Annotated in this window: 6 protein-coding genes and 2 pseudogenes; 4 read left to right on the top strand and 4 right to left on the bottom strand. The window is 67.3% G+C overall.

Annotated elements, in window-relative coordinates; genetic code table 11:
* Positions 1-71 precede the first annotated feature (71 nt).
* Entirely contained in the window at positions 72-2,141 is a 2,070-nt protein-coding gene (locus G4Q83_RS06695; RefSeq protein ID WP_128421248.1) for an alpha/beta hydrolase family protein, read from the bottom strand.
* A 361-nt stretch (positions 2,142-2,502) separates the two neighbouring features.
* Positions 2,503-4,461: an OPT family oligopeptide transporter gene (locus tag G4Q83_RS06690; protein ID WP_128421247.1), complete on the bottom strand. Its 1,959-nt coding sequence runs from the start codon at positions 4,459-4,461 to the stop codon at positions 2,503-2,505.
* Positions 4,462-5,102: 641 nt separating this feature from the next.
* On the opposite strand from G4Q83_RS06690, the gene G4Q83_RS06685 reads away from it, so the two are divergent.
* The 4 genes and pseudogenes from G4Q83_RS06685 to G4Q83_RS24505 all read left to right on the top strand — a co-directional run bounded on the left by G4Q83_RS06685 (position 5,103) and on the right by G4Q83_RS24505 (position 11,690).
* Positions 5,103-8,171, top strand: coding sequence for a TonB-dependent receptor domain-containing protein (locus tag G4Q83_RS06685; protein WP_128421246.1), 3,069 nt, complete (start codon positions 5,103-5,105; stop codon positions 8,169-8,171).
* 22 nt (positions 8,172-8,193) lie between these two features.
* The gene (gene ggt / locus G4Q83_RS06680; RefSeq protein ID WP_128421245.1) at positions 8,194-9,975 is read left to right on the top strand and encodes a gamma-glutamyltransferase; all 1,782 of its coding nucleotides are present in this window, start codon (positions 8,194-8,196) and stop codon (positions 9,973-9,975) included.
* A 597-nt stretch (positions 9,976-10,572) separates the two neighbouring features.
* A pseudogene (locus G4Q83_RS06675) lies at positions 10,573-11,454 on the top strand (IS3 family transposase); the annotation flags it as partial.
* A gap of 50 nt (positions 11,455-11,504) precedes the next feature.
* Positions 11,505-11,690 carry an IS3 family transposase gene (locus tag G4Q83_RS24505; protein WP_185817229.1) on the top strand — a complete coding sequence of 62 codons (186 nt, stop codon included), beginning with the start codon at positions 11,505-11,507 and terminating at the stop codon, positions 11,688-11,690.
* Positions 11,691-11,957: 267 nt separating this feature from the next.
* Here the strand turns inward: G4Q83_RS24505 and G4Q83_RS06665 are convergent, their stop codons facing one another.
* Positions 11,958-12,941 carry an IS5 family transposase gene (locus G4Q83_RS06665; protein WP_185817191.1) on the bottom strand — a complete coding sequence of 328 codons (984 nt, stop codon included), beginning with the start codon at positions 12,939-12,941 and terminating at the stop codon, positions 11,958-11,960.
* Between the two features lie 141 nt (positions 12,942-13,082).
* Positions 13,083-13,514, bottom strand: a pseudogene (gene tnpA / locus G4Q83_RS06660) (IS200/IS605 family transposase).
* Between the last annotated feature and the right edge of the window lie 115 nt (positions 13,515-13,629).

The raw sequence follows: 13,629 nt of genomic DNA, 5'->3' as shown, positions 1-13,629 counted from the left end.
CGAGTCCCGAGTCCCGAGTCCCGAGTCCCGAGTCCCGAGTCCCGAGTCCCGAGTCCCGAGTCCCGGCTTTCCTACTGCCCGATATGCTGCTTCAGCCAGCCATTGACCGTGTCGTGCCAGAGGATGCTGTTCTGCGGCTTCAGCACCCAGTGGTTCTCGTCCGGGAAGTACAGGAACTTGGAGGCGATGCCCTTGCGCTGCAGCGCGCTGAACGCGGCCAGGCCCTGCTCCACCGGGATGCGGAAATCCTGCTGGCCGTGGATCACCAGCATCGGCACCTTCCATTTGTCCACGTGCAGCACCGGGTTGAACGTCTCGTAGCCGGCCGGGTTCTGCCACGGCGTGCCGCCGTTCTCCCACTCGCTGAACCACAGTTCCTCGGTGGCGTAACCCATCATGCGGTTGTCGAACACGCCGTCGTGGTCGACCAGGCACTTCCACGGTTGGTTCCAGTTGCCGGCCATCCAGTACACCATGTAGCCACCGTAGCTGGCGCCGAGCGCGCAGGCCTTGTCGCCGTCGAGGAACGTGTACCGCTGCTGCGCCGCGGCCCAGCCCTTCTGCAGGTCTTCCAGCGGACGGTCGCCCCAGTGCCGGCTGATCGCGTCGGTGAACGCCTGGCCGTAGCCGGTGGACCCGTGGAAGTCGATCATCACCACCGCGTAGCCCTGGCCCGCGTAGGTCTGCGGGTTCCAACGGTAACCCCAGCCGTTGCCGAAGCTGCCCTGCGGCCCGCCGTGGATCAGGAACGCCACCGGGTAGGTCTTGCCCTCCTGGTAGTTCCACGGCTTGACCACGTAGCCGTGCACGGTCTCGTCGTTCCAGCCCTTGAACTGGAACTGCTCGTAGTCGCCGAAGGCCACGTCCGGCAGCTGTTCGCCGGTGCTGGCGGTGATCGCACGCGGATGCTGGCCGTCGGCGTCGGCGACGAACACCTGGTTGCCGCTCTTGAGGCTGTTGCGGGTGAACGCCAGTGTGCTGCCGGCCAGCACCGGCGCCCCGACGCTGCCGCCATCGACCACGGTGCGGACCTTGCCGCTGGCGGTCTCCACCGCGAACAGCGGATGCTGGCCGAGGTCGTCGGCGGTGGTGTACACGGTGGCGCCATCGGCCGAGAGCACGATCTCGCCGGCCGAGCGGTCCCACTGCGGCGCGATCTCGCGGGTCTTGCCGCTGGCCAGGTCCATCGCCATCAGGCCGAAGCGGTCGGCCTCGAAACCCGGACGCTTCATCGCGCGGTAGTACAGGGTCTTGCCGTCGGCGGAGAACACCGGGCCGGCGTCCCAGGCCGGGTTGGCCGCGGTCAGGTTGACCGGCGCCGCCTTGCCGGCCGCGTCCAGCCGGTACAGGTCGAAGTTGGTCGACCACGGCTCCTCGCGCCCGGCCACGCGCACGCTGGCCACCAGCGAGCGCCCGTCCGGCGCCCAGGCATAGTCCTCGCCGCCGCCGAATGGCTTGGACGGGATGTCGCCAATCAGGGTGGCGCTGATCGCCGAGGCGCCGACCACCGGCTTAGCCTTCGCGCCGGCAGGCAGCGGCGCCACGAACAGGCTGTTGCGGCGGCCGTCGTTCCAGGTGTCCCAATGGCGCACGAACAACTGGTCGAACACCACGCCGCTGGCCTTGGCGTTCTTCTTCGCGTCCAGGCGCTTCTGCGTGCAGCCCAGGTCCGAGCCGCAATCCTGGAACACACCGGCGCTGAAGGCGACGCGGTCGCCCTGCGGGGCGACGTGGTAGCTGTCCATGTCCAGCGCGACATCGGTGAGCTGGCGCGGCGCGCCGCCGGCCAGCGGCAGCGCGTACAGCTGCTGGCGGCCGGACTTGGCGCTGAGGAAGTACACGGTCTGGCCGTCGGCCGACAGCTCCGGCGAATTGACGTTCCAGCCGTCCGGGGTCAGCCGCTTCGGCGGCGCCGCATCGCGGGTGCGCAGGTTGCGCAGCCACAGCCCGGTGCTGGCCTTGTCGCTGGCCTTGTCCATCTGCCGCTTGGCGAAGATGACGGTGCCGCCGTCCGGGGTCAGCAGCGGCGAGGACACCCGGTCCAGCGCCACCAGGTCGCGGACGTCGAAACCGCGGGTCGCCGCCAGCGCGGGCAACGCAGTCAGCAGGCACAGGGGCAGCAAGGCATGGCGCAGGGTCATCGGGTGTCTCCGGAACATGGCAAAATGCCGATGGTAGGCGTGTGGGCGGGCGCGGTGCAAAGGTATGAAGTCATGGAGGGGCCGGGATTGAGGACTCGGGACTCGGGACTCGCGGAAGCATCGGCGCTGCATCTTTCTTTGCAAGGCTGCAGCGACTTTGACTCCAATACGACTGTCTAGTGCTGCTGCAGCGCTGCAGCGCTTGCATGCGACGCAAGCCACTTCGATCTGCGAAGCGGCGTTGGATGTTTGCGCCAAGAAGCTACCCAGCGCGTTGCCCATACACTTGGCCGCCATCGAAAACGCCAAGCCCGGCGCGTGGCCGGGCTTCGTGCATTGCTTGGCTGGCGCCTGTGCCTGCTTACGCAGACGGCGGCGCGGTCGGTTCGCCCTTGTCGCCGGTGCGGTACAGCAGCCAACCGACGAAGGCCAGCAACGCCAGGCCGTACCACTGGTTCAGATGGAATGCCGCAGGCAACGCCAGCACGTCGGCGTGGCCCGAGGCCACGATCGGCACGGCGATGGCGATGCCCATCAGCGCCTCGCCGGTGATCAGGCCGGCGGCGAACAGCGTGCCCGGACGGTGCACGCGGTCGCGGCCTTCCTCGTCGTCGGCGCGTATCCTGTGGACGCGCTCGACCAGATAGGTGATCAGGCCGCCGATGAAGATCGGCACCATCAGTTCCAGCGGCAGGTAGATGCCGATCGCCGCGGCCAGCACCGGCACGCGGAAGCGCTTGCCGGTGCGCTTGAGCCACTCGTCCAGGACGATGATCGCCGCGCCGACGCCGGCGCCGATGGCGATCATCGTCCACGGCAGCTCACCGCCGAACAGGCCCTTGGCCACCGAGGCCATCAGCGTCGCCTGCGGCGCCGCCAGCGAGTTCGGATGCTCCGGCGTCGCCGCGCCGATGCCGTAGGCCTGGGCCAGCAGGTTCAGCACCGGGGCCATGATCAGTGCGCACGAGAACGCGCCGATGGCCAGCATCAGCTGTTGCTTCCACGGCGTGGCGCCGACCAGGTAGCCGGCCTTCAGATCCTGCAGGTTGTCGCCGCCCACCGCCGCTGCGCAGCACACCACCGCACCGATCATGATCGCGGCGACCGCGCCGATCGACGAGTCGCGCCCGAGCAGCAGCACCAGCACCGCCGAGGCGAACAGGATGGTGGAGATGGTGATGCCCGACACCGGATTGTTCGACGAGCCGATCAGGCCGGCCAGGTAGCCGGACACCGACACGAACAGGAAGCCGGCGACGATCATGATGAGGGTCATCGGGATGCTGACGTGCCACTGGCCGACGATCGCCTGGTACAGGCCCAGCAGCGGCAACGTGCACAGCAGCAGCGCCACCAGCATCCACTTCATCGGCAGGTCGCGGTCGGTCTCGACGACCACCGTGCCGGCGGTGCTCTTGCGCGCGGCGGCAAAGCCGCTCCTGACCCCGGACAGCAGTGACTTGCGCAGCGAGAACAGCGTCCACACGCCGCCGATCAGCATCGCGCCGACGCCCAGGTAGCGCACCTTGGCCGCCCAGATGCCGAACGCCGCCTCGGCCGCCGGCGCGCTGGCCAGGCTCTGCGCCAGCGCCGGGTCCGAGCCCATGAAGAACTGCTGGTACAGCGGGATGGCGATGTGCCAGGACAAGATCGAACCGGACAGCACCACGATGCCGACGTTGAGCCCGATGATGTAACCCACCCCGAGCAGCGCCGGCGACAGGTTGGTGCCGACGTAGCCGACCAGCTTGCTGCTGCCCAGGTAGGTGGCCTGCGCCCAGGTATCGGGGATCACCCGCAGGCCGCTGGCCGCAGCCAGCTTGACCAAGCCGCCGATGGTCGCCGACAGCGCCAGGATCTTCAGCCCCGGCCCGGGATTGTCGCCGGCCTTGAGCACTTCGGCCGCGGCCTTGCCCTCGGGGAACGGCAGCGGCTCCTCGACGATCATCGAGCGCCGCAGCGGCACCGAGAACAGCACCCCGAGCAGGCCGCCCATGCCGGCGATGCCGAGCACCCACCAGTACTTGAAGTCCGGCCAGTAGCCCATGATCACCAGCGCCGGGATGGTGAAGATCACCCCCGCGGCGATCGACGAACCGGCCGAGGCGCCGGTCTGCACGATGTTGTTCTCCAGGATGGTGCCGCCGCCGAGCAGACGCAGCACGCCCATCGACACCACCGCCGCCGGGATCGCGGTGGCGATGGTCAGGCCGGCGAACAGCCCCAGGTAGGCGTTGGCGGCCGACAGCACGACGGCCAGCACGATCGCCAGCACGACCGCGCGGAAAGTGAGCTGGCGCGGCGCAGCAGCGTTGTTCATGGTTACCCCCTGAAACGACAAAACGTGTCGCACGCTAGCATCTGCGGCCGGGCAAGTCCAGCGCCCGCGCGCCCAGCGCGTGGCGCATGCGGGAGGGGGCCGGGCCTGGATCGGGCTGGAAGATCGCGGGCGCCTGCGACCGCTCCTTGCAGGAGGGCGTGGGCGCCGATGCGCTTGGCCGCGCGCACGTTCTGCGGCTTCGGCCTCGCGGTTGAATCCGCTCCGGCCGGCAGGACGCGCGGCGATGCGCCGGGTGCGCGGAGAGAGCACTGCAACCGCGCCCTCCATCCCGGCCACACCCAGCGCGCCTCCCGCCACGCACGGCGATACCGCCGCCTACACTCACCGGCACGCTTGTACTTCGCCGCAGCATCAACTCAACCGTGACGGCAGAAAGGGGCGTCGGTCTCGGCTACGCTCGATGCGGGGGTGGATCCGAGGCCCGGCAAGCGTAACGCTGTACGACGCGAGCCGCGTTCTATCGGGGAATTTCTCACGGATAGGGAATGAAATTCACATCGACTTACATTGCAAATGGCGTGGCTTTCGAGGGCTGTCAGTTAGTATTTCAGCAGACTGCCAGGATTCGATAACGCGCCGCGTCGTGCTGGCGCGCTTTCCATCTCCGGAGAAATCATTGGATGTTGCGTCCGTCGCGCCTGTTGCTGGCTTCCGCCGTTCTCGCCGCTCTCGCCAGTACCGCACAGGCACAATCGGCGGCCGATGAGGCGCGCGTCGCGCCGACCAGGGCCACCACGCTGGACAAGGTGAGCGTGGTCGGCAGCCAGATCCAGGGTGGCTCGGCCGCCACTGCGCTGCAGGTGACCTCGCTGGACCGCCAGCAGGTGGATGCCACCGGCGCGACCGGCGGCGACGAACTGTACCGCACCATCCCGCAGATGGGCGATGTCTCGTTCAACCCGTCCAATGGCGCCAACAGCAGCAATTTCTCGCGTGGCGACGTCGGCTCGGTCGACCTGCGCGGCCTGGGCGTCGGCAACACGCTGGTGCTGTTGAACGGGCGCCGCACCGTAGCGCACCCGGGCAGCCAGGCCGACGACAACCTGGTGCCGGTGCTGACCTACAACGCCAACGCGATCCCGGTGGCGGGCCTGTCGCGCGTGGAAGTGCTGCGCGATGGCGCCTCGGCCATCTACGGCTCCGACGCCGTCGGCGGCGTGGTCGACAACGTGCTGCAGGACAACCTGCTCGGTGGTTGGCTGGAGTTCCGCTACGGTGGTGCGGAAGGCGCCCGCCTGCGCCAGCGCGATGTCAGCGGCGCCTACGGATGGGATGTCGGCGACGGCCGCGGCAATGTCTCGGTGTTCCTCAACCAGACCCGGCACAGCGACCTGCCCGCCAGCGACCTGGATGACGCCGCCTCCAGCGACAAGCGCCCGCTGTTCGACGGCACCCGCTTCGCCGGCGCCAGCAGCCTGGACATGCGCAGCACGCTCAGCGCTTGGGCCGACCTGGCCGTGCCGGCCTCGTTCGGTCGCGTCACCGGTGAGGGCGTGGCGCTGACCAGCGCGTCCGGCGCATTCCACATCCAGCCCGGGACCAACGCCGGCTGTGCGACGCCGCTGCCGGGCGGCCTGTGCCTGGACGACGGCACCCGCACCACGGCGGGCGCCGACCGCAACCTGCGCTACGACAGCGCAACGTATCCGCTCTCGCTGCTGCCTTCGCTGGTACGCCGCAATGTCTTTGCGACCGGCCACTATGCGCTCAACGATGATGTGGAAGCCTACGGTGAACTCGGCTGGTACCAGGCCGACACGCGCGCGCTGCAAAACCCGGTGTTCACCATCGGCCCGACCAAGGTGACGATCCCGGCCAGCAACTACTGGAATCCGTTCGGCGCCACCACGCTGCCCGACGGCAGCGTGAATCCCAACCGCCTGTCGGGGCTGGACATCCCCGATGAAGGCCTGCCGGTCAGGTTGACCAATTACCGCTTCATGGACCTTGGCCCGACCCTGGTGAAGGTGGGAAACACCCAGGCCCGTGTGCTTGGCGGGCTGCGCGGCCACTGGAAGGGATGGAATTGGGACAGCGCGCTACTGTCCTCGCGGGCCGAAGTGGTCGACCGCCAGGACGGCATCAGCTCCACCGCGCTGCAGCGGCAACTGGCGCTGTCCACGCCCGATGCCTACAACCCGTTCAACGGCGGCGACCTGGCAGCGCCTTCTACCGGCGGCGACACCACGCCCAGCCGCCATGCGGCCCTGGACGCGATCCGGGTGATGTCCACCCGCCGCAGCCGCGCCACGCTCGCGCTGGGCGATTTCAAGCTCTCGCGTACCGACCTGCTGCACCTGCCTGGCGGTGACATGGGCGCGGCGGCCGGCATCGAATTCCGCCGCGAAACCCAGCTGGATGATCGCGACGCGCGGGTGGACGGCCGCATCGGTTTCGTCGATGCGGTGACCGGCGAGGTGCAGACGGCCGACCTGTTCGGCGTCAGTCCCACGCCGGACGTACGTGGCGCGCGCAACGTCTGGTCGGCCTATGTCGAGCTGGCCGCACCGCTGGTGTCGCCGGAGATGGACATCCCGCTGGTGCGTTCGCTGGATGTGCAACTGGCCGGTCGCTTCGAGCGCTACAGCGACTTCGGCAACGTCGCCAAGCCCAAGGTGGCGATGGCGTGGGAACTGGCCGATGGCGTCCGCGTCCGCGGATCGTGGTCGCAAGGCTTCCGCGCGCCGAACCTGGAGCAGGTCAACGCCAGCCTGGTCACGCGCGGCAACACGCGCACCGACTGGGTGCTGTGCGAGGCCGACCTGCGTGCCGGCCGCATCGCGTCGTTCTCCAACTGCTCGCGCAGCGGCGTGGCCACCGCACAGCGGTCGGGCAACCCGGACCTGGACCCGGAGGAGTCCACCTCGTGGACCGCGGGCCTGCTGTGGACGCCGCGCAGTGAACGCTTCGGCGGCGTCTCCTTCAGCGCCGACTACTGGAAAGTGAAGCAGACCGGCATCATCGGCCTGTTCGGCGAAGGCAACGCGCTGATCCTCGACTACCTGTTGCGCACCCGGGGCAGCAGCAATCCGAACGTGGTCCGCGCGGCCCCCACCGCCGATGACATCGCAGCGATCGCCGGCACAGGGTTGGATCCGGTCGGCACCGTCGTCTACGTCAAGGACCAGTACGTGAACCTGCGCCCGCAGACCGTGCGCGGGCTGGACTTCAACGCCAGCTGGCGGCTGGCCGCCGAGCGTACAGGCACGTTCGACATCGACCTGTCGGCCACCCGGCTGCTGGCGTTCCATCGCGCCCCTTCGCCGGAGATCGCGGCGCTGATCGCCGCCCGCGACGGCGGGCAGATCAATGCCGGTACCACCATCACCGGGGGCGGCGACCTGATCGGCCAGAACGGCACGCCCGAATGGAAGGGTTCGGGTTCGCTCACCTGGCAGTACGGCAGGTTCACCACCGGCGCCTTCGTGCAGTACATCGATGCAGTGGATGACACGGGTCTGATCGACAGCAACGGGCGTCCGTGGCGCGTCGATGCGACCACCACCGGCCACCTATACGTGCAGTACGCATTCGGGCGCGATCCGGCGTCCGGCACGCGCGTGCGCCTGGGCGTGCGCAACCTGACCGATGAAACCCCGCCGCTGGCCGCATCCGCGTCCGGCTATCTGGGTTCGCTGTATGAACCCTATGGCCGCTACTGGTACGCCAGCGTCCGCCATGCCTTCTGATCGCTGCGTACAAGGATCCTCGATGTCCTGCCCCCTCCCGTCTGCGCATTCACCGTCCTCCCGCCGCACGCGTTGGGCCGCGCTGCTGTTGCTGCTGGTGCTGCCGCCGACACTCGCCGACGCACCGGCCACGCGCGAAGTGCCCAATACCGCGCCTCGCAAGGGCAACGTGGACGATGCACGCGGCTACCAGCCGATCCACCACCCGCTGCGCACCACCGGCGGCGTGGTGGTCAGCCAGAGCCGCCCGGCGTCCGAGGTGGGCGTGCGCATCCTGCGCGAAGGCGGCAATGCGATCGATGCAGCCGTCGCCGTCGGCCTGGCCGAGGCGGTGACCTTGCCGCGCGCGGGCAACCTGGGCGGTGGCGGCGCGCTGGTGATCTACCTGGCAAGGGAAAACCGCACCACGGCATTCGACTACTACGGTTCGGCGCCGGCAGCGACCACGCCGAAGCTGCTGCTGGGGCGCGATGGCAAACCCGAGCGCAGGGCATCGATCTCCTGGAAGGGCGTCGCCGTGCCGGGCACCGTGGCGGCTTTCCACCAGGCACACCGGAAGTACGGCAAGCTGCCGTGGGCGCAGGTGGTGCAGCCGTCCATCGAACTGGCCGAACAGGGCGTACGCCTGTCCGACGACGAGGCGATGATCTTCGACTGGGCAAAGCCCACGCTGTCGCGCACGCCGGAAACCCGCGCGCAGTTCTTCAAGCCCGACGGCAGCAGCTATGCCGCGGGCGAGACACTGCGCCAGCCCGACCTGGCGTGGTCGCTGCGCGAGATCGCGCGCGATGGCGCCGATGCGTTCTACACCGGCGAGATCGCCAAGCGGATCGTCGCCGCCAGCCGCAGGAACGGCGGCATCCTCACCGCCAGGGACCTGGCCGATTACCGCGTGCGTGAACTGGAGCCGGTACGTTCGACCTATCGCGGCGTGCAGCTGGCACTGGCGCCGTCGCCGTCGTCGGGCGCCACGCTGGCGCAGTTGCTGAACCTGATCGAGCCGTTCCCACTGGCTCCCACCGATGCCGGCAGCGCCAAGGCGTATCACCTGATCGCCGAAGCCACGCGCCTTGCTGGAGCCGACCGCAGCGCATTCGCCGGTGGCCCACCGCAGCACACCGCACCCAGCGAACAGTTGCTCGACAAGGGTTACGCACGCCAGCGCGCCGCGCTGATCTCGCCCGAGCGCACGTTGCCGGCCAATGCGGTGAAGGCCGGAGACCTGCGCGCGCACGAGAGCCCGGACACCACCCACTACTCGGTGGTCGATGCCGAGGGCAACGCGGTCGGCAACACCTACACGTTGAGCAACAATTTCGGCGCCGCCGTCATTGCGCCGGGTACCGGCATCCTGCTCAACAATTCGCTGGGCAACTTCGCCTGGGGCGGGCCGGCCGATTCGCCGAATGCCCCCGCGCCGGGCAAGCGGCTGGCGACCACCATCGCTCCGTTCATCGCCTTCAAGAACGGCAAGCCATGGATCGTTGCCGGCACCCCGGGCGGCGGCTCGATCATTTCCGCGCTGGCGCAGTTCGTGGTGAACGTAGTGGACTTCAAGCTCAACATCGCCGAAGCCGCCGCGCGCCCGCGGATCAACACTGCACGCGATGGCACCATTTCCTACGAACTGGCACTGTCGCCCGATACGCTGGACCGGCTCGAAGCGCTCGGCCACAAGGTCGAGCCGTTCATCACCCAGACCAGCATCCAGTCCATCGAACTGGCGCCGGATGGGTCGGCGTTCGGATCGGCCGATCCACGCCGCCCGGATTCGGCAGCAGTGGGGGTGCACGAGTACCGTTGAGCGCGCACCGGACAGTCCCAGCCGTCCGCTTCCTGACGGCGGCTGGGACTGTCCGCTACCCGATCAGCGCCAGACCACGAGGCGAACGTTCTGAATTCTGGAGTGGATACTGCTTCGGCGCTCGCCCACTGCAACAAAGCCCTTGCTCTCCACCAGATTGTCTCCTGCCAGAAGGGGCGGCCTCCAGCTGACCTGCCCGCACCAGCCGTAACCGTGATCACTGAAAAAGCGCGCAGTTGAGGGTTACTGCGTTTCGATGGTCCGTGCCCAGTGGCTGGCGCCGCCGGCGTACGGCTGGATTCGCCTCGCGGTAGCGGCGACGGGAAATACGTTGCATGGGAACCTCCAGGGCACGATAAAAGTATCGCCTCCTGGCGTCCGTTTCAGTGGGGCAGGGTCACTCTGACTTGCCTCGCGTGGACTGTTGAAGTTGCCTGGCGGCCCTGGGGTGGCCAGGCAATTTTGAACCTGCCCCGCAGGAACGTACGCCAGGAAGCGATACTTTGATCGCATCCTGGAGGTTTCCATGCAACACATTACTCGTCGTCGCTACACGGACGACGCTACACGGACGACTTCAAGGCTCAGGCTGTCGGCCTGGCTGAGTCGATCGGGCCGGCCAAGGCCGCCCGGCAACTGGACATGTCAGCCAAGACACTGGCCAACTGGCTTGGTGCATCCCGAGCCGGCCAGCCGCTGAGCTCTCCCAGCCGCAAGCCGGTCAGCGAGATGGAGAGCGAAATGGCCCGGCTGCGGGCCGAGAACGCCACGCTCAAGATGGAGCGCGAGATCCTAAAAAAAAGCGACGGCGTTCTTCGCCAGGGAGTCCAAGTGAGGTACGCCTTCGTCGCACGTGAACGGGCTCGCTATCCACTGCGGATGCTGTGCCGCCTGCTGGCGGTGTCGGTCTCCGGCTTCCACGGCTGGCTACAGCGTCGGGATCGCCCGGACCCCGAGGCGGCCCTGCGTGCCGACCTGCGCACGCTGCATGCTGGCAGCCGCGGCACGTATGGGCGGCCGCGCATGGTGCGGGCGCTGCGCGCCTGTGCCCACGCGGTGGGCCATAAGCGCGTGGCCCGGCTGATGCGCGAGGAAGGCCTGTGCGGCAAGACCAAGGGCCGCTTCACGCCGCGCACCACCGACAGCCGGCATGGCCGGCCGGTGGCCGGGAACCGGCTGGATCGGCAGTTTGCCGTGAACAACCCGGTGCCGGCCTGGGTGGGCGACATCACCTACTTGCCGACCCGCCAGGGCTGGCTGTATCTGGCCACGGTCATCGACCTGCGCACCCGGCAAGTGCTTGGCTACAGCTTGTCCGAGCGCCTGCCCGACACGCTGGTCCAGCAAGCCTTCCTCAACGCCTGGTCGGTGGCACCGGTCGGTGCTGGCGTGCTGTTCCACTCCGATCGCGGCGCCCAGTACGCCAGCGGCGACTTCGGCAAGACCTTGGCCGCGCACGGCTTCGTGCCCAGCATCAGCCGCAAGGGCAACGGCTGGGAGCGCGCAGCCTGCCCTCGGGGCACAACGCCGTGGCCGAGAGCTTCTTCGCCACGCTCAAGAACGAAGAGGCGACCGGCGTGTACGAAACCAAGGCGGCCGCCCACGCCGCTATCGCCCGCTACATCCACGGCTTCTACAATCCCACCCGCCTGCACTCGGCGCTTGGCTACCTGTCGCCCAACGACTACGCCAGGAAAATGAAGCACGCCGCTTGACCTCGTGCTTCTTGGCGTCCGTTCTCTGGGGGCAGGTTCATTTCTCCTCACGCTAGCGATACGTCCGGCGCGCCGAAGTGGACCGGAACATGGTCCCGTGGGTCCAGCTTTGAGTCCGTAGTAAATATCCCCCGGCAAAGCCGGGGGCTTTAGGGATAGTCTGATCAACGCGGTCGGAGGATGAGGCAAGCCATATCGACCACGCCCACGGCGCTCAGACCCTCGGTTTTTCGCCGTTTCCGGCGCATTTCCGGGGTATTTCCCGGATTACAGGCACACCCTCCCCACGACAGGCAGCAACTGCTTTCGCTTCAGCCACAGGTTCGACAGCGCAAACAGCGTCAGCACTTGCGCCGTGTTCTTCGCCAGGCCGCGATAGCGCACCTTGACGTAGCCAAACTGGCGCTTGATCACCCGGAACGGATGCTCCACCTTCGCCCTCAGGCTGGCCTTGGCGTGCTCCCAGCGCTGTGCCCACTTCAATTCGCGCTTGCTCTTGATCTGCTTCAGCTTCGAGGGCTTCTCCGCGATCAGATAGCGCAGCTTGCGCTTGCTCGCCATCTCCTCGCGCTTGGCCAGCCCGGTGTAGCCGCTGTCGCCGCATACCGTGTCTTCCTTGCCGTGCAGCAGCTTGTGCGCCTGGGTGATATCTGCGGCGTTGGCCGCCGTGCATTCCAAGTGGTGCACCAGCCCGGACTCATCGTCCACGCCGATGTGCGCTTTCATCCCGAAGTAGTACTGATTGCCCTTCTTGGTCTGGTGCATTTCCGGGTCGCGCTCGCCGTTCTTGTTCTTGGTCGAGCTGGGCGCGGCAATGATCGTGGCGTCCACGATGGTGCCGCCGCGCAGGCTCTGGCCCTTGCGCGATAGGTGCGCGTTGACCCGGTTGAACAGCGTGCGCGCCAGATCGTGCGTCTCCAGCAACCGGCGGAAGTTGAGGATCGTGGTCTCGTCCGGCACCTCATCCAACCCGCCGATCCTGGCGAAACGGCGCATCGACGCCGTGTCGTACAAGGCTTCTTCCGCGCCCGGGTCGCTCAGTGCGTACCACTGCTGCAGAAAGTGGATGCGCAGCATTGTCTCCAGCGGGTACGGCTGACGGCCCGGATGGCCCGACTTCGGATAGTGCGGCGCGATCAGCGCCAGCAGGTCTTTCCACGGCACCACCTGATCCATCTCGGCCAGCAACCTTTCGCGCCGCGTCTGCTTGCGCTTGCCGTTGTACTCCGCGTCGCCGAAAGACAATTGCATCGTCGTTGTCCTGTTGGGCTTTGTACGATTGTCGCAGGATCAGAGGGAGTTGTTCAGACCATCCTTAGAGATGTGAGCCGCTCAAAGCGGCTGCGGGAGCGCTACGCGCCTCCCTTGTTAGGGCCACCTGAAGGTGGCCGACTACCTCAGCAACTGCAATTGGTCCAAGCACCGATCTTCCGCCTCTTGGTTCTGGATGTATGCCCCGATCAACCCTTCATCCCGACCTACCCTCGTAACGAAGTAACCTCGCGCCCAGAAGCTCTGCCCTACAAAGTTCCGCTTCCGCTCCACATACACCCGCGCTAGGTGGATGGCGCTCTTGCCCTTGATATAGCCCACCACCTGCGACACCGCCTACTTCGGCGGAATCTTCAACAGCATATGGACGTGATCTGGCATCAGATGGCCCTCCTCGACCCGGCTCTCCTTCTGCTCGGCCAATCGCCGGAACACCTCTCCTAGATGCTTCCTCAGACCCACATACAGTGTCTTACGGCGACACTTCGGTATGAACACAACGTGGTACAGACACTCCCACCTGGTGTGACTTAAGCTCTCAAACTCATCCATCTCGGTTTCTCCGTCTCGTGTGCTTGGCCGCTCACGTTGCGGAGTCTCCGGGATGGACTCCCGGATACGTCAAACTTCTACTGCCTCCCCGGCAGAGCCGGGGGAACTCTCAGGT

This window comes from Xanthomonas theicola, assembly GCF_014236795.1.
Classification (GTDB): Bacteria; Pseudomonadota; Gammaproteobacteria; order Xanthomonadales; family Xanthomonadaceae; genus Xanthomonas_A; species Xanthomonas_A theicola.
The sequence above is the reverse complement of the archived record's forward strand: the minus strand, read 5'-3'. Positions and strand labels throughout refer to the sequence as shown.